Annotated in this window: 24 protein-coding genes; 10 read left to right on the top strand and 14 right to left on the bottom strand. The window is 72.8% G+C overall.

All coding sequences use genetic code 11. The features are described from left to right. Positions 1 to 29: 29 nt before the first annotated feature. The 3 genes from corA to Q2K19_RS11915 form a co-directional block, all read right to left on the bottom strand. Positions 30 to 1,178, bottom strand: a complete 1,149-nt coding sequence (gene corA / locus Q2K19_RS11925) for a magnesium/cobalt transporter CorA (protein ID WP_302770582.1) — start codon at positions 1,176 to 1,178, stop codon at positions 30 to 32. Positions 1,179 to 1,532: 354 nt separating this feature from the next. Then, positions 1,533 to 2,627, bottom strand: a complete 1,095-nt coding sequence (locus Q2K19_RS11920) for an aminotransferase-like domain-containing protein (protein WP_302770579.1) — start codon at positions 2,625 to 2,627, stop codon at positions 1,533 to 1,535. A 181-nt stretch (positions 2,628 to 2,808) separates the two neighbouring features. Beyond that, positions 2,809 to 3,201: a CBS domain-containing protein gene (locus Q2K19_RS11915; protein WP_302770577.1), complete on the bottom strand. Its 393-nt coding sequence runs from the start codon at positions 3,199 to 3,201 to the stop codon at positions 2,809 to 2,811. A gap of 115 nt (positions 3,202 to 3,316) precedes the next feature. Between Q2K19_RS11915 and Q2K19_RS11910 the strand changes: the two genes are divergently transcribed. From Q2K19_RS11910 to Q2K19_RS11890, 5 genes are all read left to right on the top strand, one after another. Then, positions 3,317 to 3,766, top strand: a complete 450-nt coding sequence (locus tag Q2K19_RS11910) for an NUDIX domain-containing protein (RefSeq protein WP_302770574.1) — start codon at positions 3,317 to 3,319, stop codon at positions 3,764 to 3,766. Further along, on the top strand, positions 3,763 to 4,584 hold the full coding sequence (locus Q2K19_RS11905) for a hypothetical protein (protein ID WP_302770571.1): 822 nt from the start codon (positions 3,763 to 3,765) through the stop codon (positions 4,582 to 4,584). Before Q2K19_RS11910 ends, Q2K19_RS11905 begins: the two co-directional genes overlap by 4 nt. Before the next feature lie 81 nt (positions 4,585 to 4,665). Further along, a complete protein-coding gene (locus Q2K19_RS11900; protein WP_302772441.1) occupies positions 4,666 to 5,397 on the top strand; it encodes a phosphocholine cytidylyltransferase family protein in 732 nt (243 codons plus the stop codon). After that, positions 5,385 to 6,452 (top strand): iron-containing alcohol dehydrogenase family protein, encoded by a 1,068-nt coding sequence (locus Q2K19_RS11895; protein ID WP_302770569.1) that lies wholly within the window; start codon positions 5,385 to 5,387, stop codon positions 6,450 to 6,452. The genes Q2K19_RS11900 and Q2K19_RS11895 overlap by 13 nt, the downstream gene beginning before the upstream one ends. Beyond that, positions 6,427 to 7,149: a CDP-alcohol phosphatidyltransferase family protein gene (locus tag Q2K19_RS11890; RefSeq protein ID WP_302770566.1), complete on the top strand. Its 723-nt coding sequence runs from the start codon at positions 6,427 to 6,429 to the stop codon at positions 7,147 to 7,149. The genes Q2K19_RS11895 and Q2K19_RS11890 overlap by 26 nt, the downstream gene beginning before the upstream one ends. A 368-nt stretch (positions 7,150 to 7,517) precedes the next feature. On the opposite strand, the gene Q2K19_RS11885 is transcribed toward Q2K19_RS11890, so the two are convergent. Further along, positions 7,518 to 8,795 carry a glycosyltransferase gene (locus tag Q2K19_RS11885; RefSeq protein ID WP_302770564.1) on the bottom strand — a complete coding sequence of 426 codons (1,278 nt, stop codon included), beginning with the start codon at positions 8,793 to 8,795 and terminating at the stop codon, positions 7,518 to 7,520. Positions 8,796 to 8,819: 24 nt separating this feature from the next. Here Q2K19_RS11885 and Q2K19_RS11880 point away from each other — a divergent pair, with 24 nt between their 5' ends. From Q2K19_RS11880 to Q2K19_RS11865, 4 genes are all read left to right on the top strand, one after another. Further along, on the top strand, positions 8,820 to 9,680 hold the full coding sequence (locus tag Q2K19_RS11880) for an Fpg/Nei family DNA glycosylase (RefSeq protein ID WP_302770562.1): 861 nt from the start codon (positions 8,820 to 8,822) through the stop codon (positions 9,678 to 9,680). A gap of 324 nt (positions 9,681 to 10,004) precedes the next feature. Continuing rightward, on the top strand, positions 10,005 to 11,516 hold the full coding sequence (locus Q2K19_RS11875; protein ID WP_302770559.1) for a sugar transferase: 1,512 nt from the start codon (positions 10,005 to 10,007) through the stop codon (positions 11,514 to 11,516). A gap of 68 nt (positions 11,517 to 11,584) precedes the next feature. Beyond that, positions 11,585 to 12,808 carry a sensor histidine kinase gene (locus tag Q2K19_RS11870; protein ID WP_302770557.1) on the top strand — a complete coding sequence of 408 codons (1,224 nt, stop codon included), beginning with the start codon at positions 11,585 to 11,587 and terminating at the stop codon, positions 12,806 to 12,808. Continuing rightward, complete coding sequence (locus Q2K19_RS11865) at positions 12,805 to 13,572, top strand: LytR/AlgR family response regulator transcription factor (protein ID WP_302770555.1); 768 nt, start codon at positions 12,805 to 12,807, stop codon at positions 13,570 to 13,572. The genes Q2K19_RS11870 and Q2K19_RS11865 overlap by 4 nt, the downstream gene beginning before the upstream one ends. A 10-nt stretch (positions 13,573 to 13,582) precedes the next feature. Here Q2K19_RS11865 and Q2K19_RS11860 read toward each other — a convergent pair whose 3' ends face one another. The 10 genes from Q2K19_RS11860 to Q2K19_RS11815 form a co-directional block, all read right to left on the bottom strand. Beyond that, positions 13,583 to 15,727, bottom strand: coding sequence for a serine/threonine-protein kinase (locus Q2K19_RS11860; RefSeq protein WP_302770553.1), 2,145 nt, complete (start codon positions 15,725 to 15,727; stop codon positions 13,583 to 13,585). A 179-nt stretch (positions 15,728 to 15,906) separates the two neighbouring features. Further along, positions 15,907 to 16,818: a type II secretion system F family protein gene (locus Q2K19_RS11855; RefSeq protein ID WP_302770552.1), complete on the bottom strand. Its 912-nt coding sequence runs from the start codon at positions 16,816 to 16,818 to the stop codon at positions 15,907 to 15,909. Positions 16,819 to 16,822: 4 nt separating this feature from the next. Beyond that, positions 16,823 to 18,730: a type II secretion system F family protein gene (locus tag Q2K19_RS11850; protein ID WP_302770550.1), complete on the bottom strand. Its 1,908-nt coding sequence runs from the start codon at positions 18,728 to 18,730 to the stop codon at positions 16,823 to 16,825. Continuing rightward, positions 18,724 to 20,094 carry a CpaF family protein gene (locus tag Q2K19_RS11845; RefSeq protein WP_302770549.1) on the bottom strand — a complete coding sequence of 457 codons (1,371 nt, stop codon included), beginning with the start codon at positions 20,092 to 20,094 and terminating at the stop codon, positions 18,724 to 18,726. Before Q2K19_RS11845 ends, Q2K19_RS11850 begins: the two co-directional genes overlap by 7 nt. Then, positions 20,091 to 21,263, bottom strand: a complete 1,173-nt coding sequence (locus tag Q2K19_RS11840) for an AAA family ATPase (RefSeq protein ID WP_302770547.1) — start codon at positions 21,261 to 21,263, stop codon at positions 20,091 to 20,093. The genes Q2K19_RS11845 and Q2K19_RS11840 overlap by 4 nt, the downstream gene beginning before the upstream one ends. 5 nt (positions 21,264 to 21,268) lie before the next feature. Further along, complete coding sequence (gene cpaB / locus Q2K19_RS11835; RefSeq protein WP_302770546.1) at positions 21,269 to 22,048, bottom strand: Flp pilus assembly protein CpaB; 780 nt, start codon at positions 22,046 to 22,048, stop codon at positions 21,269 to 21,271. 33 nt (positions 22,049 to 22,081) lie between these two features. Next, positions 22,082 to 23,170: a pilus assembly protein TadG-related protein gene (locus Q2K19_RS11830; RefSeq protein ID WP_302770545.1), complete on the bottom strand. Its 1,089-nt coding sequence runs from the start codon at positions 23,168 to 23,170 to the stop codon at positions 22,082 to 22,084. Then, positions 23,161 to 23,484: a TadE family protein gene (locus Q2K19_RS11825; RefSeq protein ID WP_302770543.1), complete on the bottom strand. Its 324-nt coding sequence runs from the start codon at positions 23,482 to 23,484 to the stop codon at positions 23,161 to 23,163. Before Q2K19_RS11825 ends, Q2K19_RS11830 begins: the two co-directional genes overlap by 10 nt. Positions 23,485 to 23,554: 70 nt before the next feature. Continuing rightward, positions 23,555 to 23,782 carry a Flp family type IVb pilin gene (locus tag Q2K19_RS11820; protein ID WP_302770541.1) on the bottom strand — a complete coding sequence of 76 codons (228 nt, stop codon included), beginning with the start codon at positions 23,780 to 23,782 and terminating at the stop codon, positions 23,555 to 23,557. A gap of 188 nt (positions 23,783 to 23,970) precedes the next feature. Further along, positions 23,971 to 24,708, bottom strand: coding sequence for a prepilin peptidase (locus Q2K19_RS11815; protein WP_302770539.1), 738 nt, complete (start codon positions 24,706 to 24,708; stop codon positions 23,971 to 23,973). Between the two features lie 91 nt (positions 24,709 to 24,799). Here Q2K19_RS11815 and Q2K19_RS11810 point away from each other — a divergent pair, with 91 nt between their 5' ends. Beyond that, a complete protein-coding gene (locus Q2K19_RS11810; RefSeq protein WP_302770537.1) occupies positions 24,800 to 25,462 on the top strand; it encodes a DUF5701 family protein in 663 nt (220 codons plus the stop codon). The last annotated feature ends 18 nt before the right edge of the window (positions 25,463 to 25,480 follow it).

Below are 25,480 nucleotides of genomic sequence, written 5' to 3'. Positions count from 1 at the left end.
GGTGGCCGGCGCTTCCGCGTGCCCGGCGGCTACAGCCAGCCGTTGCGGCGGAACCAGCGGTACAGGATGAACGACAGGGCCAGGTTCACGGCCCAGATCCCCGGATAGCCGTACGTCCACTTCAGCTCCGGCATGTTCTCGAAGTTCATGCCGTAGATGCCGGCGATCGCCGTCCACACCGCGCCGATCGCCGCCCAGGCCGCGATCTTGCGCATGTCGTTGTTCTGGTCGACGGTGACCTGGGCCAGCCGGGCCTGGAGGATCGAGTTGAGCAGGTCGTCGTACGAGTTGACCTGCTCGACGGTGCGGCTGAGGTGGTCCTGCACGTCCCGGAAGTAGCGCCGCACCTCCTGCGGCACATCCCGGTTGACCTGCGAGGTGAGCGTCATCAGCGGGCGCTGCAACGGCACCACCGCCCGCTTGAACTCCACCAGCTCCCGCTTCATCTGGTAGATCCGCTGGATCCGCCCGCTGCCGTGCCGGTCGAAGACGTCCGCCTCCAGCACGTCGAGGTCGTCCTCCAGCCGGTCGGCGACCTCCAGGTAGAGGTCCACCACCCGGTCGGTGATCGCGTACGCGACCGCCCACGGGCCGTGCCGCAGCAGATCCCGCTTCTCCTCCAGGTCGGCCCGGACCGGGGAGAGCCGGCAGGCGTCCCCGTGCCGGACGCTGATCAGGAAGTCCGGCCCGATGAAGAGCATCACCTGGCCGGTCTCCACCACCTCGGAGTTCTCGGTCAGCTCGGTGTGCTCGCAGTAGCGGGCGGTGCGCAGGACCAGGAACACGACCTCGCCGAAGCGCTCCAGCTTGGGGCGCTGCTGGGCCTTGACCGCGTCCTCCACCGCCAACTCGTGCAGGCCGTAGGTGTCCGCGATCTCGGTCATCTCGTCCAGCTCGGGCTCGTGCAGGCCGATCCAGACGAAGGCGTTCCGCTCCCGGCGGGCCGCCGCCAGCGCGTCGGCGTAGTGCCACTCGCCCGGCTGGCGCTCGCCGTCGACGTAGAGGCCGCAGTCGACCACGCCGCTCCGCCCGGGGCCGGCCGGTGCGGGGATGCGCGGGGAGCCGTCGGCGTTGAGGATGCGGCTCATCGCGCGGACCGGGGCGGCCCAGGGCCGCGGCCTCAGCCCTCCGCCGCTGTTCTGTCCGGCAGTGCGGTCGCGTGCCACTCGGTCGGTCATCTCGCCCCCTCCCCACGATGCTGCGGCTTGCAGGTTACGCCGATCGCGACGGATCGCAGCGGGGGCGAGCGTGGCAGCGGGGGCGCGGGTGCGACGGGCGTCACCGGGGGTGGCGCCGGGCGGGCCGGCCGCGTCAGGGGGGTGAGGGGCGACACGGCCCACCCGGCACCCTTTGGGGGCGGGAGTGGTGCTGCGCGCGCCGGCGATCCGGGTGGGGGCGGAGTGCGGCTCCCCGGAGGCGGACCGAGCATCGACGAAAGGCGAACGGCGCTCGCAGCATTGTGAGTCGTCGGCCGGCTCAGCGGGAGTCCTGAGCCGGCCGGCATCGCCGAACTGTCGGAAACCCGACAGAAATCAGCCTCGAACGGCCGCCATCGCCTCCGCCAGCCGCCGGACCCCCTCGTCGATCCGGTCCGCGGTCACCGCGGAGAAGGCCAGCCGCAGCGCGTGCCGGCCGCCGTCGATCAGGAAGTCGCTCCCCTTGACCACCGCGACGCCGCGCTCCGCGGCCGCCGGGGCGAGCCGATCCACCTCCACGTCCTCGGGGAGCTCCACCCAGAGGAAGTAGCCGCCGTCCGGCTCGACGAACCGGGCCTCCGGGATGTGCCGCCGCAGCGACTCGGCCAGCACCGTGGCCCGCTCGCCGAGTGCGGTCGACACCGTCTCGATCGACCGCTGGATGTCCCCCGAGACGCAGAACTGGTGCACGATCGCCTCGGAGACCATCCCGGGCGAAATGTAGAGGTTGGTGGCCCGCTTGGCGATGGCCGCGATCAGCTCGGCCAGGCCGACCAGGTAGCCGACCCGGACACCCGGGCAGACCGTCTTGGTGAAGCTGGAGGCGTGCACCACCACGCCCCGGCTGTCCATCGACAGCATCGAGGGCAGCGGCTCGCCACGGAACCGGATATCCGCGTACGGGTCGTCCTCGAAGATCGTGAAGCCGTACTCGGCGGCCAGGTCGAGCAGCTCCCGGCGCTTCTCCAGGGAGAGGGTCACGCCGGCCGGGTTCTGGTAGTTCGGGATGACGTGGGCCAGCCGCGGCCGGACCCCCGACTCCAGCAGCTTGCGCAGCTCGGCGGTGTCCAACCCGTCCGGCTGGACGGTCACGCCGTGGATCTCGCCGCCCATCTGCTGGAGGTTGAGCAGCGTCCGGTCGTACGTCGGGCGCTCCACGATCACCGCGTCGCCCCGCTTGACCAGGTGATCGAAGAGGAAGGCGTCGGCCTGGAGCGAGCCGTTGGTGATCAGCACCTGGTCCGGCTCGACGCCGTGCTTCTCCGCGATCCACTTCCGCAGGGGCGGGTAGCCGACGGAGGTGCCGTACGCCGTGATCCCGGCGGGGTCGGCGTCGAAGGCGCGGACGGCGGCGGCCTTGAGCCCCTCGACATCGACGATGTCCAGCGAGGGAGCGCCACGGGCGAAGGAGATCAGCTGCTCGGCGGTCATGCGCACGAGCCTAGGGCCTGGTCCGACCGGTCCGACCGGCATACACGCGAAGTTCAACATGCGGGCGGTCGATCCGTCCGACCGGCCGACCAGAGAGCCGAAAGAGGCTCGGGAAGGGGCGGCCGGACGCACCGGGGGCCCGGCCGCCGACCGGCCGGGTCCCCCGTCGTACCAGGACGGTTCAGACCGTCGTCGGGGCCTGTTCGCGGGCCCAGACCCGCATCAGGTCCCGTACCGAGATCACCCCGGCCACCTCCCGGCCGTCCAGCACCACCAGGTGCCGGAAGCCGCCCCGGGCCATCGCCGCCGCCGCCTCCTCGACCGTCCAGTCCGGACCGGCGTAGACGACGTCCCAGGTCAGGTGGGCGCCGGTGCGTTCCACATCCGGGTCGAGCCCGGCACCGATCGCGTTGAGCACGTCGCGTTCGGTCATGATCCCGATCCCTTCGGAATCCGGGTCGATCACGACCGCCGACCCGACCCGGCGGGCCGACATCATCCGGGCCGCCTGGCGGAGCGTGTGCTCCGGGCCGACCACGAGCACCTCACTGGACATCGCTTCCCGAACCTGCATCACGCATCACCCCTATGGGACGGTGGCCTCGGTACGGCCATGGTGGGCCATCGATCCGTACCGGGACAAGACCGGGCATCGGCGGGATCGGCGCCGGCTCGCTACTGTCGACGGCGTGCCCACCGACCCTCTCCGCTGCGCCGGCGCGCTGATCGTGGACGACGACGGCCGCATATTCATCCAGCGCCGATCACCGGACCGGACCCTCTTCCCCAACTGCTGGGACATCGTCGGCGGCCACCTCGAACCGGGCGAGAGCGTCGAGGAGGCGCTGCGCCGGGAGGTGGTCGAGGAGACCGGCTGGACCGTGTCGCAGCTGCTCGGGCAGGTCGGCGAGTACTCCTACACCGGCGACGACGGGCTGGTCCGGGTGGAGAACGACTTCCTGGTCCGGGTGGACGGCGACCTGAGCCGACCCCGGCTGGAGGAGGGAAAGCACACCGAGTTCCGCTGGCTGGCCGAGCACGAGGTCAGCCTCCTCGACGAGCACCGCGGCATCAACGACGGGCTGATCCGGCGGATCGCCGAGGAGGGCTTCGCCGCCCTGCGGTCGATCGGTCGGTGAGCGACTCGACCGTCGCGGGTCGCGGCGCGCTGGGGCGTCCGACGCGCCGGGCCGAAACCGCCGACCAGGTCGAGCTGCCGCCGCACCGGTTCGCCGGGCTGGTCGCGCCGGCGGTCGACCGGGCCTTCGTCGCCGGCATGCTCGCCGGCCGGGACGGCGGCGGCGCGGAGCTGAGTTCCCGGTACGGCGGGCCGGCCGCGACCGGTTTCCTGGTGGAGTTCCGCACCCGGCTCGCCGTGCCGGGCGGGACGGTGGACGGGCCCGGCTTCGCCGCGATCACCCGCTATCGCGACCCGGCCGCCTGCCAGCGCGCCCTGGACAAGCAGGTCGCGTACGGGATGCTCCAACGCGTGCCGGGCGGCGGCTGCTGCGCCACCGACCGCGGCCTCGCCTTCCTCGGCGAGCTGTTCGGGGTCCACGCCGAGGTCACCGAGGAACTCTGGGCGGGGCACGACGACCGGGTGGAGCGGCTGGTGAGCGCGCTCGGCCGGGTGCTGGCGTACGCCCTGCTGCTGACCGGGGACGACGAGCCTGGCGCCTTCGCCGCGATGGCCCCGCCGCACGAGCCGGACGGCACCCCGCCCGGGGTGCTGCTGCTCAACCGGCTGGGCACGTTGCGCTACCACCGGGCGGACGCGCACGCGGCGGCGTGGACCGCCGCCGGGCACACCGCGACCAGCATCGCCGAGCTGCCACCGGGGCCGGAGCGGCTGGCCATCGAGCAGGAAACCGACCGCCGGGCCGCCGGCCCGTACACGGTGCTGACCGCCGAGGAGCGGCTCGCGGTGCTCGCGGACCTGGCCGCCCTGCCCGGCTGAACCATGGATGACGGCAGGCGGCCGACGGCCCGGCGCTATCCTCCACCGGTGACCAGCAGTAGTACTGAGGAGGATGCCGGCATGATCGGGATGGTGCTCGCCGCCGGTGCGGGGCGACGGCTGCGTCCGTACACCGACACCCTGCCCAAGGCCCTGGTGCCCGTGGACGGGGACATCACCATCCTCGACATCGCGCTGGGCAACCTCGCCGAGGTGGGGCTCACCGAGATCGTGATCGTGGTCGGCTACGCCGCCGACGCGGTCCGGCAGCGGCAGGCCGCGCTGGAGGAGAAGTACGGGGTCACCCTCACCCTGGTGCACAACGACAAGGCCGAGGAGTGGAACAACGCCTACTCGCTCTGGCTGGCCCGGGAGCACTTCTCCCGGGGCGTGCTGCTGGTCAACGGCGACACCGTGCACCCGGTGAGCGTGGAGAAGACCCTGCTGGCCGAGCGCGGCCCGGGCATCCTGCTGGCCATCGACAACATCAAGGCGCTGGCCGAGGAGGAGATGAAGACCACCTTCGACGCCGCCGGCCAGCTCACCCGGATCACCAAGCAGATGGATCCGCTCGACGCGTACGGCGAGTACATCGGCGCGACGCTGATCGAGCCGCAGGTGGCCGACGCCCTGGCCGACGCCCTGGAGGCGACCTGGCGGCGCGACCCGAACCTCTACTACGAGGACGGCTACCAGGAGTTCGCCGACCGGGGCGGCGAGGTGCGGGCCGCGCCGATCGGCGACGTGGCCTGGGTCGAGGTGGACAACCACGCCGACCTGGCCCGGGCGCGGGAGATCGCGTGCCGCTACTAGCCCGGACCATCCTCACCCCGCTCCACATCGACGTGCGGCGGGGCGCGGTGGCGGACCTCGCCGCGATCCTCGTCGACGGGCGGATCTCCGCGGGCGGCGACGTGGCCGTGGTGGTCGGGCCGGGGCAGGGCGAGCAGATCGCCGAGCTGATCCGGCCGTCGCTGCGCTCGGCCGACGTGTTCACCGTGGCGGGCGCCACCCTGGACGCCGCCGACGACCTGGGCGCCAAGCTGCGCAACCGGTCGTACGACGCGGTGGTCGGCATCGGCGGCGGCAAGACCATCGACGTCGCCAAGTACGCGGCCACCCGGCGCGGGCTGCCCATGGTGACGGTGGCGACCGGGCTGGCCAACGACGGGATCGCCTCCCCGGTGGCCAGCCTGATCACCGACGGCATCAAGGGCTCGTACGGGGTGCACATCCCGATCGCCGTGATCGTGGACCTGGACTTCGTGGAGGCGGGCCCGGAGCGGCACAACCGGGCCGGCATCGGCGACGTGGTGAGCAACATCAGCGCGCTGGCCGACTGGGAACTGGCCCGCCAGGTACGCGGCGAGCCGGTCGACGGGCTGGCCGCCTCGCTGGCCCGGATGGGGGCCGAGGCGGTGCTGGCGCACCAGGGCGACCTGAGCGACGACGCGTTCGTCACCGTGCTGGCCGAGGCGCTGATCTCGACCGGCCTGGCCATGGCGGTCTGTGGCACCAGCCGCCCGGCCAGCGGCGGCTGCCACGAGATCATGCACGCCGTCGACGCGCTCTACCCGGGCACCGCCTCGCACGGGGAGCTGGCCGGGCTCGGCGCGCTCTTCTGCACCTTCCTGCGCGGCGACGAGCGCCGGTTCGCCGAGATGTCGGCCTGCCTGGCCCGGCACGGCCTGCCGCGGCTCCCGGCCGACGTGCGGCTGACCGACGAGCAGTTCGTGGCGGCGGTGCAGTTCGCGCCGGCCACCCGGCCGGACCGCTACACCATCCTCGAACACCTCGCGATGTCGCCTACCGAGACGCGGGAGCGGCTGGCAGACTACGCCGGTGCCCTCCGCGACCACCTTGGCTGAGCCCCGCCCCACCATCGCCGACTTCCACCGGGTCAACCGGGGCGGCGGCCTGTTCAGCGAGTCGATCAGCCAGTGGATCGGCGCGGTCTTCGCGCTGATCGCCCAGCGGCTCGGGCTGCGCCCGACCGCGCTGACCATCACCAACCTGGTGCTCGGCCTGGCCACCTCGGTCACCGTGGTCGCGCTGGCCGGGAAGGTCGCCGCCGGGACGGTCCCGGCCTGGGCCGTCGGGCTGACCGCCCTGGTCGGCTGGCAGATCGCGTACGCGCTGGACTGCGCGGACGGTCAGCTCGCCCGGGTGACCAAGCAGAACAACCCGGCCGGTGCCCGGGTCGACGTGCTCTGCGACGTGGCCGCCCAGATCGCCCTGGTCACCGCGCTCGGGGCGACCGCCGTGGCGCAGCGCCCGGCGACGCCGACCTGGCTGATCGCGGTCTTCGCCGGCACCTGGATGGTCAACCTGGTGACCTCGGTGATGCAGGCCGGCCCGAACGCGGCCAGCATGGTCACCTCGACCTCGCTCCCGGTACGCCTGGTGAAGCTGGTCCGGGACTACGGCGCGGTGATCTTCCTGGCCGGCCTGGTGCTCGCCTTCGCCCCGGCGTTGACCGTCTGGGTGATCGTCGCGTTCACCATCGTCAACGGCGGCTTCCTGCTCGCCAGCATCGCCTTCTCCGCCCGCGCCTCCCTCCGCTGACCCCCAACGGCTGGCGCTGATTCCGCTCGGCCGATCACCCATCCCGCCCGGTGGCGTCGGCCTCAGTGACGGTCAGTGATGTTCCTCGGCCACCTCGGCCCAACGGCTCACTCGCTTTGCTCTGCTGCCGCGGGCGCAACCGGTAGCCGACGGTGACTGTTGCGTGGATGGCTGCAGAGCAAAGGCGGCGAACAGGGTGTCGGCGGCAGGCGAGCGGTTTTGGCGTCGGCCCAGCTGAGCGGCGTCCCGCCCTGGGGACGGCGAGGAATCGGCCCGCCGAGCGCCGCCCCGCTGACCACGTTGGGTGACCGAGAAGCGATCGGCGAGCCCGATTCACCCTCGGTGACTCCGGCTCGCCGGGTGCCGGGTCAGCGGTCCACTGCCGTCCGGTTTCGCGCCACATCGGCGTAGATGTCGATAAGGCGCTTGGTGACCACGTCCGGATGGAAGATGCGCTCGTAGCGGGCCCGGGCGGGGGCGGCCAGCGCGGCGGCCCCGGCTCGGGCGACGGGCAGGGCGGCGGCCAGGGCGGCCGGCTCGGGCGGGACCACCCAGCCGGCGTCGCCCCGTTCGAGGCCGGCGGGGACGGCCGGGCGATCGGCGCCGCCGGCGGGCGCGGAGGCCAGCTCGGCCGGGCCGGTGCCGGCGGGCTCGCGCGGGGTGTCCGCACCGACCAGGTACGGGATGCCGCCGAGCGCGGTGCCCAGCACCGGCCGGCCGCTGGCCAGCGCCTCGATGATCACGGTGGGCAGCACGTCGTGCCAGGTGGAGGTCGCGAGCACCACGGAGCTCGCCTCGATCGCGGCGCGTACCCCGGCCCGGTCGAGCGGCCCCAGGTAGATCACGTCCGCCCGTTCGGCGGCGGCCGCCTCGACCAGCGGGCGCAGCTCGCCGTCGCCGGCGATCCGCAGCGGCCCGAGCGCGCCGACCGGGTGCCGCCGCCACGCCTCCAGCAGCAGGCCGAGCCCCTTCTCCGGGGTGAGCCGGGCCAGGTAGAGGAATCCCTCGCCGAGCGGCGCGGGCGGGCCCGGGTCCGGGACGGCGTTGGGCTTGACCACGATCCGTTCGTCCGGGATGCCGTAGTCGCGCAGGTGGTCGGCGACCGCGGTGGTGAGGGCGATGAACCGGTCCACCGACTTCCAGGTGGGGCGATGCACGGCGAGCGTGGTGGCCATCAGGGCGCTCTGCACCCGGGAGCCGCGGTAGCAGCGGTGCACGACGGCCGGCACGCCCAGCGCCCGGCCGCGGCAGTCCTGGCAGATCATGCCGTCGCGGAAGTAGAGCCCGGAGGAGCAGACCTGCCGGTAGTTGTGCACCGTCTGCACCACCGGCACGCCGCGCTGGTGCGCGGTGCGGATCACCCAGGGCGAGAGCAGGGGGTACGGGTTGTGCAGGTGCAGGACGTCGGGCCGGTGCTCGGCGAGCAGGCGGTCGAGGTCGTGCTGGGCCTGCGGCGCCCAGATCGGGGAGATCGGCAGCAGCGCCTTGGCGGTCTTCGACATCGCGGGGATCTCGTCGGAGCTGCGCAGGAACGGCAGCACCTCCACCCCGGCGGCGGCGAGCTGGGCGATCTCGGCGTCGACGATCGTGTTCTCGCCGGAAGGCTGGGCCGCCCGGTACCGGTTGTGCGCCACCACGATTCTCACGGGAAAGAAGGCTACCGTTGTACGGTGCCCGAACTACCCGAGGTGGAAGCGCTCGCCGGCTACCTGCGCGAGCGGGCGGTGGGCCGGCGCGTCGAGCGTGTCGAGGTCGCCGCGATCAGCGCGCTGAAGACGTACGACCCGCCGCCGAGCGCGGTGGCCGGCCGGGCCGTGGCCGGTGCCGGCCGGCACGGCAAGTTCCTCGACGTGATCTTCGAGGGCGGCCTGCACCTGGTGATCCACCTGGCCCGGGCGGGCTGGCTGCACTACCGGGAGGCGTTCCCGTCGACCGCCCCGCTCCGGCCCGGCAAGGGCCCGGTCGCCCTACGGGTACGCCTCGACGACGGCTCCGGCTTCGACCTCACCGAGGCCGGCACCCAGAAGAAGCTGGCCGCGTACCTGGTGACCGATCCGGCGCAGGTGCCCGGGGTGGCGAAGCTCGGCCCGGACGCGTTCGGCGCCGACCTGGCCACCTTCGCCGAGCGGTTGCGCAGCCGGCGGGGCCAGGTCAAGGGCGTGCTGACCGACCAGGCGGTGCTGGCCGGGGTCGGCAACGCGTACTCCGACGAGATCCTGCACGCGGCGAAGCTGTCGCCGTTCGCGATCACCGACCGGCTCACCGACGACCAGCTCGCCACGCTGCACGCGGCGGCCCGGGCGGTGCTCGGCGACGCGGTCCGGCGGTCGATGGGGCAGCGGGCCGCCGAGTTGAAGGGCGAGAAGCGCTCGGGGTTGAAGGTGCACGCCCGGAAAGGGCTGCCCTGCCCGGTCTGTGGTGACACGGTGCGGGAGGTCTCGTTCGCCGACTCCAGCCTCCAGTACTGCCCCACCTGCCAGACCGGCGGCAAGCCGCTCGCTGACCGTCGGTTGTCCCGGCTCGTACGGTGAGTAATGCCACCCGGCGATTACGGAGAGGAATCGAACGCGGATCGCCGAAGCGCCCGGTCCGCACCTCTACCGAGGCCGCCATCCATCGGTATAGTGGCTCGGTCCCCGGCTTCACAACCGATACGGAGCCGGCCAGATCCCGCGAGCACGGCGAACGGCACTTCCCTTCCGGGGGGCGTGCCGACCAGGACCGCGTGGGAGACTGGGACGGTGGGCGACCCGGGTCCTCACTGCGAGTGAGGACGCGGGTCATGCGGGAGGACATGGGTTGAGGTGACGACAAGCCTCCAGCGCCCGGTAACCAACACAGGCCGGAGCAAGAGCGTGCGGCACGTCGACAGCTTCGAGATCCAGCCGCCGACTCCGCCGTCGCACAACGGCGTACCCCGGTCGGCCTGGGCCCGCGCCCGGCGCCGGGTGTCCCGGTGGCACCGCCCCTACACCGCACTCCTGCTGCTGCTCGACTTCGCCGCCGTGGTGGTGGCGGACTGGATCGCCCAGGAGGCGTTCGGCCAGGCCCGGGCCGGCTTCTACAACGCCAAGGCCGACCCGACCTGGTTCTACACCGTGGCGTTCGTGCTGCTGCCGCTCGGCTGGCTGGTCATCCTCTGGGGCAACCGGGCGTACGACCGGCGCTACCTCGGCCTCGGCCCGGACGAGTTCAAGCGGGTGACCCGGGGCGGGGTGACGGTGGCCGCGACGGTCTCGTTCATCGCGTTCGCCACCAAGACCGACCTCTCCCGCTACACGGTCGGTTTCGCCCTGCTCGGCGCGTTGGTGCTGATCCTGCTGGAACGCTTCCTGGCCCGGTTCCTGCTGCACATGATCCGGAGCCGGGCCGGCCAGGCCGGGCACCGGATGGTGCTGGTCGGGACCCTTCCGGAGTGCCTGGAGGTCTACACCGCGGTCACCCGCACCCCCAGCGCCGGCCTGGTCCCGGTGGCGATCCACCTCACCGACGGGTATGCCGCCGCGCGCGGCATCGAGACCCCGGTGCCGGTCTACGCCGGCCGGGACGTGCTCGCCCTGGTCCGCGAGGTCGGCGGGGACACCATCGCGGTCTGCGGCTCGGCCAGCGCCGAGCCGGGCGAGCTGCGCCGACTGGCCTGGCAGCTGGAGGGCTCCGGCGTCGACCTGGTGGTCGCGCCCCAGCTCACCGACATCGCCGGCCCCCGGGTGCACATCCGCCCGATCGAGGGCCTGCCGCTGCTGCACGTCGAGGAGCCGACGCTGTCGGGCCCGGCGCTGCTGGTCAAGAACCTGATGGACCGGGTCGCCGCCGGGCTGGGCCTGGTGCTGCTGATCCCGCTCTTCCTCGCGATCGCGATCGCGATCCGGATCTCCGACCACGGGCCGGTCTTCTTCCGGCAGCCCCGGGTCGGGCACGAGGGGCGGACCTTCCGGGTCTGGAAGTTCCGGACCATGTACGTCGACGCCGAGGAACGGCTGGCCAGCCTGGTCGACCAGAACGAGACCGACGGCCTGCTGTTCAAGATGAAGCAGGACCCGCGGGTCTTCCCGGTAGGCCGCTTCCTGCGCGCCTCCTCGCTGGACGAGCTGCCCCAGCTGATCAACGTGCTGTGGGGCGAGATGTCGCTGGTCGGGCCGCGGCCGCTCCCCGCCGACGACGGCGACTTCCTGGGCGACGTCCGCCGGCGGCTGCTGGTCCGCCCCGGAATCACCGGCCTCTGGCAGGTCTCCGGCCGCTCCGACCTGTCCTGGGACGAGGCGGTCCGGCTCGACCTCTACTACGTCGACAACTGGTCGCTGGCGTACGACCTGAGCATCCTGTGGCGGACCGTCGGGGTGGTGCTCGCCCGCAAGGGCGCGTACTGACCCCCGACTGAGGCGGCCGGGCGGATTCCGGGGTTGGCAGAACCGCACCCAGCAGCCAGGATCGCTGCGTGGGTGGCAACCTCTCCGCCGTCTTCGGCGTGGTCTCGCTCGTCAGCGCGCTCGCCGCGGCGCTCTGGGCGGTGCTGCGGCTACGCGGCCGGCGGGGCATCGCGACCGCCACCCAGCGGGCCACCTACGAGGTGCTGCACACCGCCGGGCTGGCCGCCGAGCCGCTGCGGGCCGGGCTGAGCGAGGTGGGCGCGGCGAAGGCCGTACGCCATCTGCGGACCCTGGTGGGCGCGGCCGGGCTGGCCCTGACGGACCGGGAGGCCCTGCTCGCCCTCGACGGGCGCGGCGCGCACCACGCCGACCAACTGCTCACGGCGGCCCGGAAGGCGGTCGGCACCGGCCGGTCGACCGTGCTCCGCGAGTCGGAACTGCACTGCGACCTGGTCGACTGCCCGGTACGCGGCGCCGTGGTGGCCCCGCTGAGCGCCGACGGCCGCGTGGTCGGGGCGCTGGTGGCGGTCGCGGACGAGCAGCCCGCCCCGGGGCTGGTGCAGGCGACGCTGGAGACCGCGCACTGGGCCGGCGACCAGCTCGCCCTGGCCGAGCTGGACTCGTCCCGGGAGCGCCTGGCCCGGGCCGAGATACGCGCGCTGCGCGCCCAGATCAGCCCGCACTTCATCTACAACGCGCTGACCGCGATCGGCTCGTTCGTCCGGACCGACCCCGAGCGGGCTCGGGAGCTGATCCTGGAGTTCGCCGAGTTCACCCGGTACTCGTTCCGGGCGCACGGGGAGTTCACCACGCTCGCCGAGGAGCTGCGCTCGATCGACCGGTACCTGACCATCGAGCGGGCCCGGTTCGGCGAGCGGCTCCAGGTGCGTCTGCAGATCGCCCCGGAGGTGCTGCCGGTGACCCTGCCGTTCCTCTGCCTTCAGCCACTGGTCGAGAACGCCGTCCGCCACGGGTTGTCGCGCAAGCCGGGCACCGGCATGGTGAGCATCGAGGCCCGGGACGCGGGCGCGGAATGCCACATCACGGTGGAGGACGACGGAGTGGGGATGGATCCGACGACGCTCACCGCCGGCATCGCCGAGCTGGCCGGCGCCGGCAGCGACCCGACCGAGGACCCCGGCCAGCACGTCGGCCTCTCGAACGTCGACGAACGGCTCCGGTCGGTCTTCGGGGACCGGTTCGGCCTGATCGTGGAGACCGGCCTCGGCTCGGGTACGAAGGTCAGCATGCGGGTGCCGAAGTTCCACCCCGGCGTACGGGCCACGTCATGAGCGTGAACGCGACGGGTTTCCTCCGGGTGCTGGCGGTGGACGACGAGCCGCCGGCGCTGGACGAGCTGGCGTACCACCTGCGCGCCGATCCCCGGGTGGCCCGGCTGCACACGGCCGGCGACGCCACGGAGGCGCTGCGGGTGCTCCGCGACGGCGACGTGGACGTGGTCTTCCTGGACATCCGCATGCCCGGGCTGGACGGCATGGAGCTGGCCCGGGTGCTGCGGCGGTTCGCCCGGCCGCCGGCGATCGTCTTCGTCACCGCGTACGACGACGGCGCGGTCGACGCCTTCGACCTCGGCGCGACGGACTACGTCCGCAAGCCGGTGCGGGCCGAGCGGCTGGCCGAGTCGCTGCGCCGGGTGATCGGCTCCCGGGTGGTCCCCTCGCACCCGGCGGCCCTGGCCCGGGCCGAGGAGGACCCGACCATCCCGATCGAGCTGGCCGGGACGACCCGGATGCTGCCCCGCTCCGCGGTGCGCTGGGTGGAGGCGCAGGGCGACTACGCCCGGCTGCACACCGCGGACGCCTCGCACCTGGTCCGGGTGTCGCTGGCCACGCTCGCCGAGCGCTGGGCCGACGCGGGGTTCGTCCGGATCCACCGATCCTACCTGGTGCAGTTGAAGCTGATCGCCGAGCTGCGGCTGGTCAACTCCGGCTACGTGGTGGTCATCGACGGTACGGAGCTGCCGGTGAGTCGTCGCCACACCCGGGAGCTGAAGGACAAGCTCGTGCGGGCGGCGAAGCAGGACTGGAATCGCTGATCCGCCGGGGTCAGTCCCGGTGCACATGGCGGTCGGCCGCGTGCAGCGGAGCGTAGTGCTCGAAGAAGAGCGCCTTGACCAGCTCCACCCGGCCGGCGACTCCGAACGCGGTGAAGAGGGACATCATCCCGTCCTGGACCGCGTAGGCCGAGATGCCCAGATCCTGGGCGATCTGCCGGGTGTTGCGGCCCCGCGCGACGGCGCCCAGCAGCCGCCCCTGCCAGGGCTCCAGCCCGAGCGCCCGGATGACGAACTCGCTGACCTGGTGCGGCCGGATGCGCTGCACCGTGACGGCCACCGCCGTCTCCCGCGGCACCGCGCGGAAGGCCAGCCACCGGTCGTCGTGCTCGACGCCCGACGCGTCCAGCACGCCCGACGCCTGTCCGCGGCTGACCGCCGTGCCCATCTTGGCCAGCTCCGCCGTGTTCAGCAGGTGCCGGGCGTCCTCCGTCATGTCGAACAGCCGCCCGTCGGGCGAGAGGGTCAACGAGCCCGCCAGCGCCGGCCGCCGCTGGGGCGGTGGCGCGGACCGGGGCGCCGGCCGATCGGCCGGCCGGGGACGTCGTCGAAGCGGTTTCGGTAGGCCGAGCCACCGGGACGCCGGGGCCTCCTCCGCCGATTCGCGAACCGGCTCCGGCGACGGCGGGTCCTCCGGCGCGTCGCCGCGGACGAGGCTGCGGTGCAGTGCCAGACCGAGGGGCCGGCTCGCGGGTGCGAGCTGCGCGACGTCCGCGTCGGTGAAGCGGCCGCCGGCCCGGTAGAGCAGCAGCGTCCCCCAGGTGCCCTCGTGGTCGTAGCAGGCCAGGCGCAGTTCGTCGGCGAAGCCGCGGGGTTTGAGGATGTTGCGGAATCGCCAACTGCTCTCCGGGTCTCCCTCGGTGCTCGCCCTGAGGGTGCCCACCCGGGCTCCCTCCGCCAGCTCGACGATCCGCAGGACGTCCTCCTGGCCGTACTCGTTGGCGAACAGCTCGCGCTCGAACTGGTCGTCGTGCGGCCCGCCGTCCACCACGCAGGACGCCCACATCAACGTGGTTGGATCCAGCACGGCCCAGATCGCCAGGTCGAAGTCGACCACGCCGCGCAGCAGCAGGCTGGCCTGCTGCCGGAGCGCGACGTGATCGAGCGAACCGTCGAGGTGCCGGGCAAGCCGCGCCGCATACGGTTCGTTGGCGGTGCCGGCGATGGTCAGCACGGAGAGCGCATCGGGCCGCAGGGCGATCCTGCCCCGGGACGATCCGCCCAGGCTGCCGCTGTCCGCCTCGGCCGCCGACGGCTCCGACCCGGCCAGCTCGTCCAGGTCGTCCTCGGCCGGACGGTCGAGCGGCACCTGGACGCCGGCCGCGTAGCCCAGGGTGACCGCGACCTCACGGCTGTCCGGGCGCCGGCTCGGGTCCTTCAACAGGCAGCGGCTCACGAGGTCACGGACGATCGGCGGCAGGCCGGGCACCCGGGGCAGCGGGGCGGGCTCGAGAAAGGCGTGCGCCTCCAGCATCTCCGCGTTGGACTGCGCCTGCCACGGCAACCGGTCGGCCAGCAGGCGGTAGAGGATCACCCCGAGCGCGTAGACGTCGGTCGCCGGCACCACGCCCTCGCCGAAGAGCCGCTCCGGCGCCACGTACTCCGGCGTGCCACGCAGTTCGCCCCCCGCCTCCTCCGGGTCGTTCCTGCCGACGACCGCCGCCAGGCCGAAGTCGACCACCTTGGCGCCGGCCGGGGTGAGCATCACGTTGCCCGGTTTCACATCGCGGTGGACCAACCCGCTGGCGTGCGCGGAAGCCAGCGCGGACGCCGTCTCGGCACAGCAGCGCAGCGCCGACTCGACGGGAAGCGGGCCGCGCTTGAGCCGCTCGTGCAGCGAGCGGCCCTGGAGCAGCTCCATGACCACGAACGGCACCCGGTTACCGACCTCCGTCACCGACTCGCCGTAGTCGTACACGGCGGCGATGTGCGGGTGGGTCAGCCGAGCGGCCGCCCGGGCCTCGGCCAGGACGCGCTGGCGGGAGTCCGCGTTCTCGGCGAATCGGGCGGCGAGCACCTTCACCGCCACCTGCCGGTCCAGGACCTCGTCGAACGCACGCCAGACGACGCCCATGCCACCCTTGCCGATCTGGTCGACCAGCCGGTAGCGGTATCCCAGGATCTCCTCGCCGCCCACGTTCCCAGTCTGCCCTCTCCGCGTCGGGGCCGATCTGTCGGAAATCCACTTCGCCGCAGGTCATGGAGGTAGGAAGTGGACGATTCCCGGCAGGGTGCCCGGGATTCGGGCTCACCCCGGCAATCATCGACCCGGGACGTGGCGCCGCAGGTCAAACCGGTGACGAATCGCCGGGGCGTTCAGTTGCCGAAGGTGTCGATCAGTCTGATGACACCCGGGCCGATCACGACGACGAAGAGCGCGGGAAAGAGACAGAAGATCATCGGAAAGAGGATCTTGACGGGCACCTTCTGGGCGAGCTCCTCGGCCCGCTGGCGCCGACGCAGGCGCATCTCGGCGGCCTGCTGCCGCAGCACCTTGGCCATGGGGACACCCAGCGTCGTCGCCTGCACGGCCGCCGACGCGAACGCCTTCAGCTCGTTGACGCTGGTCCGGGCCGCCATCTCGCGCAACGCGTCGACCCGCGGGCGACCGATCTGCATCTCGTGCAGCACCCGGGCGAACTCGCCGACCATCGGCCCCCGGCCGTTCCGGACCACCTGCGCGAGAGCGGCCTCGAACCCCAGACCCGCCTCGACCGTCACCACCAGGGTGTCCATGATGTCCGGCAAGGTCCGGCGGATCTCCTGCTGCCGTTCCTGCGCCAGGTGCAGCACGAGCAGGTCCGGCGCGAAGAAGCCGACGACGGCGCCGGCCACCGCCCAGGCCACCGCGCCGGCCACACCGGCGAGGACGACCGCCAGGAGCAGTCCGACCGCGGCCCCGACGAAGAGCAGCACACCCTTGTACGCGAGCACCGCGTCGAGGCCCAACCACGACGGATTGCCCGCCTGGTCCAGACGGCGGCCGAGGCCCTCGAACGCGCCGGCGGGCGTCAACCTGCGACCGACCGAACGCGCCTGGGCGACCAGCGCTCCGTGCGGCTGGGCCGCGGCCGGTGGGGCCGACGGGAGCAGGCGATAGCCCTGGTCGGCGGTCTGCAGGGTGCGGGCGACCGCCCGCCGGTCACTCCCGCCGATCAGCGCGACCAGGGCAGCCACGAGGGCCAGGAAGAGCGCGCCCAGGCCGGCCAGCAACAGCAGCGAGTCCATGCCCTCACACCTCGACCTTGATCCAGCGCGCCATCCAGAAGATGCCGACCACCATCAGCAGCAGGGCGCCGATCAGCATCGTCAGCCCGATCGAGGTGGTCCACAGCGCACTCAGGTAGTCGCGCCGGGTCAGCAGCATCCAGATCCCCAGCACGATGGGCAGCGCGATCAGCACGTACGCCGACAGTCGGCCCTCGGCGGAGAGCGCGCGCACGTGCCGACGCAGCCGGTCGCGCTCGCGCAGCGTCTCCACGGTGGTTTCGAGGACCTCGGCCAGGTTGCCGCCGGTGTCGCGTTGGATGCGGATCGCCATCACCGCCCAGGCGAGGTCGTCGTTCTCCACCCGCTGCGCCACCCGGTCCAACGCGTCGTCCAGATCGGATCCGAGGCGGACCTCGGCCATGGCCCGGCCGAGTTCCACGGTGAGCGGCCCCGGTGGCGCATCCTGAACCACCCCGTCGATCGCCTGCGCCAACGAGAAGCCGGACCGCAGCGAGCCGACCACCAGCTGAAGCGTGTCCGGGAGCTGGTCGGCGAAGGCCTGGCGGCGCCGCATCTCGCGCACCCGGCGGTAGAGACCCGCGGCCAGCCAGCCCAGCGCCGCCCCGAGCAACGCGCCGAGCACTCCGCCGAGCAGCCCGAGCAGGAGCGCGCCGGCCAGCGTCGCCCCCGCGCGCGCCGCAATCCACTCCCGCGGACGAAGGGTGATGCCGGCGCGCTCCAGATCCTGGGCGATCCGCTCGTCGCCGCCGCGCGTCTGCGCGATCCGGTCGGAGAGAGCCAGCACGGTGCCGGCGACGCCACCCCTCGGCCGGGGCCGCGCCTGGGGAGCGCCCGGGGTGCGCGCACCGGAGGCGGTCGGCATGCGGAACTGCTCCACCTGCCGGAGCCGCCGCTGCCGCGTCGACCCGGTCAGCCCGGAGAGGACGAGCAGCGTCGACACCAGGAGCACCCCGAACACCAGCACGGCGATCAGCTGCGGCCGGCGCAACGGCGCGGCGGAGAGCAGCGGGTCGGCCGCGGCCGGTGACGGAGCGGAGGACACGAACTGGACCGGCACCGACGTGCGGGTGATCCCCGCGCCCGTGCCGACGGTCACGGTCAGGTTTCCGGCCGTCCCGGCCAGCTCCGCTGGGACGTCCACGGTGATGGTGAAGCGGAGCGGGACGGTGTCGGCGGTGGCGCGGAGGGCTGCGCCCACCGCGTCGGCCCGCTCCGCGGGCCGGACGGTGCCGCCGGTGGCGGTGACGAGCTGACGCAGCTCGGCCAGCCCGGTGGAGGGCGCCTGGACGGACACCAGATCGACCCGGTCCCCGACGGCGCTGAGGTCCCGGACCACCGGGGCCGGGTCGCCGGTGGTGTTGCGCCCGGCTGTCACGACCAGCAGTCGCCGGTCCGGAACCGCCTTCGCCGCCTCGGCGGCCGTCCGCAGCCCGCCGTAGATGGCGGTCTCCCCGCTGGCACGGACCCCGGACAGGGCCGTCCGCAGCGCGTTCCGGTCCCGGCTCGGGCGGAGCAGCACCGTGGGCTTCTCGGCCGCCGTCACCAGACCGACCGCCACGTCCGCGGGGAGCCGCTCGGCGAAGGCGAGCACCCCGTCCCGCGCGGCCGGCAGGCGAGGGCCCGCCATGGCAGCACCCGTGTCGAGCACCACGACGACCGCACGTGCCGGCGGGTCCGCGGGGTCGGCCGCCTGCATGCTCGACGGCAGCAGCCGACCGTCCTGCGCGACGGTGACCGGCGGGGTCTGCCCGGCGGGCGCGCCGAACACGTCGGCGACGAGCTGCACCTGGCCCGGCGTCACGTCCAGCACCGTCACGGCCAGACTCCGGTCGGCCAGGGCCGGAACGCCGGTGCCGAGCAGGGCAGCCAGGGCGGCCAGCACGACGAGTCCGACGCGGCGGATCACCATGGCCGACCGCCGAACAGTCCGGTGGGTACCGAGACCCCGGCGTCGGCGAGGGCGTCGAGCAGGCGAGGGCGCAGCCCCGTCGAACGCAACCCGCCGAGGTGCCGGCCGCTCTCGTCGTGCCCGGCCCGGTGGTCGAAGACGAAGAGGTCCTGCATGGTCACCACGTCGCCCTCCATGCCGAGCACCTCGGTCACGTGCGTGACCCGCCGGCTGCCGTCCCGCAGCCGGCTCTGGTGCACCACGAGGTCCACCGCCGAGGCGATCTGCTCCCGGATCGCGCGGATCGGCAGCTCCAGACCGGCCATGAGGCACATGGTCTCGAGGCGGGAGATCGAATCGCGGGGGCTGTTGGCGTGCACCGTGGTCAGCGAACCGTTGTGCCCGGTGTTCATCGCTTGGAGCAGGTCGAGCGCGGCACCGTCGCGGACCTCGCCGATGACGATCCGATCCGGGCGCATCCGCAGCGCGTTGCGGACCAGGTCCCGGATCGTGATCTCCCCGCGGCCCTCGATGTTCGGCGGTCTCGACTCCAGTCGCAGGACGTGGTTCTGGCGTAGCTGGAGTTCCGCCGCGTCCTCGATCGTGACGATCCGCTCCTCGGGAGGCAGGAAGCTGGAGAGCACGTTGAGCGTCGTGGTCTTGCCGGAGCCGGTACCTCCGCTGATCACGACGTCGAGGCGGGCGCGGACGCAGGCGTACAGCAGCTGCGCCACCTCGGGGGTGAGCGTGCCGAAGCCGACCAGGTCGTCCGCGCTGAAGGCCTCGCGGGCGAACTTGCGGATGGTCAGCGTCGGCCCGTCCAGCGCCACGGGCGGCAGGACGACGTTCACCCGGCTTCCGTCGGGCAGTCGGGCGTCCACCATCGGACTCGACTCGTCGACCCGGCGGCCGACCCGCGAGACGATCCGGTCGATGACCCGGCGCAGGTGGTGCTCGTCCACGAACGATGCGTCGACCTGGTGGATGCGCCCGAAGCGTTCCACGAAGATCTGGTCGGGGCCGTTCACCATGATCTCGGTGACGTCGGGGTCGCGCAGCAGCGGCTCCACCGGGCCGTGGCCGAGGATCTCGTCGAGCAGTTCGGCCGAGATCCGCGCCGGATCCGCGACGGCCAGCGGCGAGTCGCTGCGGGCCAGGACCTCGCTGATCGTGTCGCGGACCTTCTTCTCGAGAACGGTGTCCGGAGTGCGGTTGTCGTACAGCTGCGGGCCCAGGATCTCCAGCAGTTCCCGATGGATCCGCAGGCGTAGCGAGGTGCTCAGCCCGCCGCTGGTGGACCCGCCCATCGGGCCGGAGGTGCGGGCGATCAGGGCGCCGTCGCTGCCGCCCGGGTAGCGCTGGGTCAGCCGGTCGGTGAGGCTCATCGGTTACCCGCCCTACCCAGCCGCTCCCGCAGCCTGCGGCCGTTCCGCTGGGCGGCCTGGTCGGCGATCCGTTCCTGCGCCAACTCACGGATGGCCCGGCTCACCGGGTGGCCCGACTTCTCCACCATGATCGGCACCCCCCGGTTGATCGACGCCGGCACGTCCCGGCTGGACGGGATGTGCACCGCGATCGACGTCTGGAGCACCCGTTCCACGTCGCTCCCGGTCAGCCCGACCCGGGCGTCGCTGCGGTTGAGGACCACGAGTCGCGCCTCCTTCCGCAGTTCGAGGAGATCGAGCATGTCCATGGCGACCCGCAGGTTCTTCAGCGCGGGGACGTCCGGTGTCGCCACGAGCACGTGGAAGTCGGAGACATCGAGTGCGGCCAGCACCGCCTCGGTGAACGCGGGCGGCGTGTCCACCACGACGTAGTCGGCGATCGTGCGGGTGGCGGCGAGGACCTGGGCGACCACGTCCCGCCCGATCCGCTCGGCGTCGGTCGGGCCGACCGGCGCGAGCAGCACCTCGATCCCGGGCGCGTACGACGTCAGCAGTGCGCGGATCAGCGTGGGGTCGATGCGTTCCCGGGCGTTCACCGCGTCGGCGATGCTCCGCTCGGGCACGAGTTGCAGCATGATCCCGACATCGCCGAAGGCGAGGTCCAGATCGACCAGGCAGACCCTCCGCTGGCCGCCCTCCGCCAGCGCCACCGCCAGGTTGGTGGCCAGCGTCGACTTGCCGCAGCCACCCTTGGACGAGAAGACCGTGACCACCTTCGCCTCGCTGACCGCCCGCGTTGCCGTACCGGCACCGACGAGGTCGCGGGACACCTCCAGCGAACGGGTGCAGGCCGCGCGCACCGCGGCGATGTCGTGGGCGTCGACCACGTCCCGTACGCCGGCCCGCAGCGCGTGGCCCATGGTCTCCACGTCCAGCTTCTCGCGCAGCAGGAGGACGCCCAGGGCGGGTCGCGCGAGCCGCTGCCGGGCCGCGAAGTTGAGCGCCAGCGGGGCGTCGGTGCTCGGGCCGAAGAGCACCAGCGGCTCGGAGTGCTGGTCGGCGAGGAGGCGCTCCACGTCCTCAAGCCGGCTGGTGGTGAGCACCTCGGTGCCCAGCAGCGAGGCCAGGTGGGCGCTCCACTGCCGGTGGGGTTCGAAGAGGATGGCCATCGTGGTTACCCGAACAGCGATCGGTTGTCGACGCCCGAGTCGGGCTTGACGTTCGAGGAGTCGCCCAGCACGCCGACGTTGAGCTCGCCGCCGAGCGCGACCGCGTGGGCCAGGCGCTCGGCGTCGACCTGGTTCAACCCGAAGGTGACGGACAGTTCATCCGAACCCCCACCCCCGCTGGTGCCCGCCGTACCCGTCCCGTCCGTCGGCGCCGGGCCGACCGAGATCACCTCGACGTCGGTCATCAGCAGCCGGGTGACGCTGTTGATGTCGCGGCCCTTCTCCAGGCCCGCCCCCGACACCACGTCCCGTTTCCGCTCGTCCGCCGGGGTGTACGTGTAGAAGATCGCCACCCGGGCGCCGGGGCGCAGCGAGGCCGGGCCGAACACGGCCGACCGCACCCGGGCGGTGACCGCCATCTGCCCGGCCGGGATGCCCGAGCCGCTGCCGCTGGCGCCCCCGGTGCCGAACATCGCCCGCAGGATCAGCTGGCCCCGCTGCACTGGTGCGGTGGTGACCAGCGGGTCGAGGTTGCCGGTGACCTGCGCCAGCGCGTCCTCGGGGAGCGTCTCCACCGGCATCCGCACCTGGCGGAGGTATCCCTTGGTGCGCAGCACCTTCCCCGAGGTGCCCGCCGGGATCTGCCGGTCGGCGACCAGCACCGTGCGGGCCTGCTTGCCCTCGACGGCACGTTCGTCGGCCGAACGCAGGTAGAGCATGATGGCGCCGGTGCCCACCGTCGCCAGGACGAGGGAGATCAGCACCGGGATGATGCGTCGGGCCATGAGTGCGGGTCCTACCTTCTCCTGTTTCCGATGTCAGCCGATGGGGGCGACCACGCGCGCGCCCAGGTCCGGTCCGCCGATCGCGCCGCCGCCCGGCACGACCATCTCCGTGAAGTAGCCGTAGACGCAGGATTCGCCGGCGTCGCACAGCGACCCACCGGTCGGCGGTACGTCCAGGCCCGGCAGCTGCCAGCCGGTGATGACGAACGCTGCGAAGCCGGAGACGAGGTAATCGGCGTTGCCGCCGCCACCCGTGATCTCGCCGAACACGGGCACCAGGATCGGGCGGCCTGCCGTTACCAGGTCCTCCAGCGGTTTGTTCCGGCAACTCGTCGGCCGACTGTCGCCGGTGTTCGCCCGGCGGCCGTCGCCGATGGTCGAGGTGGTCCGGCAGTCGTCGTCCGCGTCCTTCAGGAAGCGGAATCCACCAGGGCCACCGCCGGCCGAGCCGCTCCCCGGCGGGCAGGTCGTGGAGGCGTCTTCGTTGTAGACCGGGAAGGACCGCACGTCCGGCGGGAAGGCGCCGTTGCCGGTGTACCGGTTCCAGTCGCAGGCGGAGATGGTCATCGCCAGGGTGTTCGCCGTCGCCGGCGGTCCCCAGGCGACCCGGGAGCAGGCACCCACCTCCGCACCCTGGTAGCCGCCCACCACCGCCTGAGCGAAGAACGGCGGGAGCACCGTGGAGCCGTCGCCGGTCCGGGTGCTGGTCTGCACCTCCACGTAGTCGACCGACTCCGGTGGCGGTCCGACGCAGTCGGTGAGTCGGTCCTGCCAGGCCGGGCACGCCGACAGCGGGCCGCCCCGGCCGCAGACGGTGGCGGCGGCGGCGTCATCGTTCGCGCTGCGCTCGGCGTACGACTCGGCCACGACCGTCAGGTCCGTGCCGGAGCGGGAGCAGCCGACCGGATCGGTCGCGCAGAGCTGGCCGATCCGCAGCGCGCCGCCGTCCGCGCCGTTCTGCAGCTGACCCCGCTCGACGTAGAGGTTGCCCACGTCGACGACGAGGGCTGCCATGCCGAGCAGCACCCCGGTGCTGAGGAGCAACCCGACGGTGAGCGCCACCGCGCCGCGGTCCGCACCGGCCGCGGTGAGGCGGGCCCGCAGGAGGCGGATCACTGGCACGGCATGACTCCCTTGCCGGTGAGCTCGACCTCGCCGTCGAAGCCGCCGCCGATCAGGCCGAACGGCGTCACGAAGCTGAACTTGTCGGTGACGGTTACCTCTGCGTCCGGGGCGCCGTCCGCACAGTCGCCGACGACGACGTTGACGTCCTTCCCGCCGATGCGCTCGGCGCGGGCCTTCGCGCCGCCGCCGAAGGAGGCGACCCGGGCTGCGTCCCGGGCCGCCTCCGTCAGCACGATCTGCCTGTTGAGCATCCGTCCGAAGTCGATGATCCCGAAGATCAGCACCAACAGCAGGGGCAGTACGAGGGCCATCTCGACGGCCGCCGCCCCACGATCGTCCCGCCAGGCGGTGGGTCCGGTACGGAGTCGCGGCGCCTGCGCCCTACTGGCCCTGGGTTGTGCCACGGGGGGTGCAGTTCGAAGGCGCGCTGCCCGTGGTCAGTTCCTTGCAGGCCCGCTGGAACATGTCGCCACTGCGGCTACCCAACACGTAGACGAGGCCACCGATGACGCCCGCGACGAGGGCGACGATCAGGGCGTACTCGACGGCGCTGGCGCCGCGGTCGTCGCGCTTGAACCAGGACTTGATCCGGGAAATGACATCGCTCATTGAACAACGCTCCAGGGGAGGGATCGCGGTCTGCGACCGCTATTTGACGTTGGGCAAGCAACGAGCCGAGTTTTCCCGTACGCAAGCAAGCGTGTCAATGACGCCGCAGGTCGAGACAGCACCGGATGATCGTTCGTCAGTCCAGGCCGGACGGCTACGTGGGGCGGAGGCTAATGTGTCCGGTCGGGTTATCGCAGCGCGACCAGAACGGTCGCGGTGATCGCCCCGACGAGCATCGCCGGACCGTACGGCACCGCCGTCTTCCGACCGGCCCGACCCGCCATGAGCAGGCCAATCACCAGCGGGAGGTTGAGCACGGGGGCGAGCAGCACCCCGGCCACGACGGGGAACCAGCCGAGCCAGCCGAGGTACAGCCCGAGCACCGCGCCCAGCTTGACGTCGCCGAATCCGAGCTGGGATCCCGGCAGGAGCGCCAGTGTCGAATAGCCGACACCGCAGGCCAGCGCGGCGACACCGGCGCGGAGCAGCGCGGCCCCGTCCCGTTCCGCGACCGAGGCGACGATCAGGAGGCCCGTCCCGCCGGCGAGGGCGGCGCCGACCAGTGGGTCGGGCAGCCGGAGCACCTTGAGGTCGACCAGGGCCAGCGGCACGGCGATCGCGGCGAGCAGCAGGAACGCCGGCAGTGCGGGGGTCGTACCGACGGCGGCGGCGACGGCCCCGCACACGCCGGCCGCGAGCGGGACGGTGATCCACCGCCCAGGTCGCGGCCGCAGACCGCATTCGGCGCAGGCACCCGACGACCGCCACCAACCGGCCTCCGCGCCACAGCGCGCGCACCCTCGTCGCCACGGCGGTCGTGGGGTGCCGGCCGGCCACTCGACGGCGTACCGGTCGACCAGCCCGGGCAGCACCAGCCCCCAGCAGGCGCCGGCAAGGGTGGCCGCGGCCACGAGCGGGAGCAGCACCGGCGCATGGTAGCCAACCTGCGCCGCCGAGGAATACCGCGAGCTTGTCGTACACTGTACGGTAAGCGTGTCGGAGTGAGTGGAGGCCCCCGTGACCGGATCCGCGTTCGATGTCGCCGCCGAGTTCGACCGTCAGGTCCACACCCTGATGGAGAAGGGCTACCCGGCGTTGGCCGGAATGTCGGCCGAGCAGTTCGGCGAAGTCGTCGCCCCGCTGCGCGGAGCGGCCCTGGCTCGCGCGTCCGGCCTGGCCCGGCCGACCGAGGGGCGGATTCCGTTCCTCCTGGTGATCACTCGCGACCTGGTGCCGGTCGAGGCGCGGATCGCGCTGACCACGCTCGCCGGCAAGCGCAAACCCGGCATCCTCGACCGGAACTTCCCCGCCGCCGACCTCCCGAGGTTCGACCCGATCAAGGAGCTGGAGGTGCCGGCCGGGCCGGCGTACCTGCTCTTCGACGTGGACCGGGGCGAGGAGTACCGGAACCTCCCGCCCGCCACGGCGCTGGAGCAGATGACCGCCCAGGGCCGGCTGCCGATCACCATCGACGAGGGCCTGGCCTTCGTCACCCTGCATCCGCCGGCGCTGGCCAGCAACCGGTGCTTCTCGCTGGTCGGGTCGCGCTGCGGGGACAAGCGGGTGCCCGCCCTCTGGATCAGCCAGGGCGCGCCGAAGCTCGGCTGGTGCTGGTACGGCAACCCGCACACCTGGCTCGGCTCGGCCACCGCCCACCCGGTCCGCACCGGCCTGGAGTGAACCCGGGTTGTCCACAAC

It is taken from the genome of Micromonospora sp. NBRC 110009 (assembly GCF_030518795.1).
Taxonomy (GTDB): Bacteria; Actinomycetota; Actinomycetes; order Mycobacteriales; family Micromonosporaceae; genus Micromonospora.
Note: the sequence above shows the minus strand (reverse complement) of the source record. Positions and strands in the feature narration are given on the sequence as shown.

Excerpts from the sequence above, each read along its gene's own strand:
- corA (WP_302770582.1), bottom strand. The coding sequence starts at position 1,178 with ATGACCGACCGAGTGGCACGCGACCGCACTGCCGGACAGAACAGCGGC.
- Q2K19_RS11920 (WP_302770579.1), bottom strand. The coding sequence starts at position 2,627 with ATGACCGCCGAGCAGCTGATCTCCTTCGCCCGTGGCGCTCCCTCGCTG.
- Q2K19_RS11915 (WP_302770577.1), bottom strand. The coding sequence starts at position 3,201 with ATGCAGGTTCGGGAAGCGATGTCCAGTGAGGTGCTCGTGGTCGGCCCG.
- Q2K19_RS11900 (WP_302772441.1), top strand. The coding sequence starts at position 4,666 with ATGATCGGGATGGTGCTCGCCGCCGGTGCGGGGCGACGGCTGCGTCCG.
- Q2K19_RS11865 (WP_302770555.1), top strand. The coding sequence starts at position 12,805 with ATGAGCGTGAACGCGACGGGTTTCCTCCGGGTGCTGGCGGTGGACGAC.
- Q2K19_RS11855 (WP_302770552.1), bottom strand. The coding sequence starts at position 16,818 with ATGGACTCGCTGCTGTTGCTGGCCGGCCTGGGCGCGCTCTTCCTGGCC.
- Q2K19_RS11850 (WP_302770550.1), bottom strand. The coding sequence starts at position 18,730 with ATGGTGATCCGCCGCGTCGGACTCGTCGTGCTGGCCGCCCTGGCTGCC.
- Q2K19_RS11845 (WP_302770549.1), bottom strand. The coding sequence starts at position 20,094 with ATGAGCCTCACCGACCGGCTGACCCAGCGCTACCCGGGCGGCAGCGAC.
- Q2K19_RS11840 (WP_302770547.1), bottom strand. The coding sequence starts at position 21,263 with ATGGCCATCCTCTTCGAACCCCACCGGCAGTGGAGCGCCCACCTGGCC.
- cpaB (WP_302770546.1), bottom strand. The coding sequence starts at position 22,048 with ATGGCCCGACGCATCATCCCGGTGCTGATCTCCCTCGTCCTGGCGACG.
- Q2K19_RS11825 (WP_302770543.1), bottom strand. The coding sequence starts at position 23,484 with ATGGCCCTCGTACTGCCCCTGCTGTTGGTGCTGATCTTCGGGATCATC.
- Q2K19_RS11820 (WP_302770541.1), bottom strand. The coding sequence starts at position 23,782 with ATGAGCGATGTCATTTCCCGGATCAAGTCCTGGTTCAAGCGCGACGAC.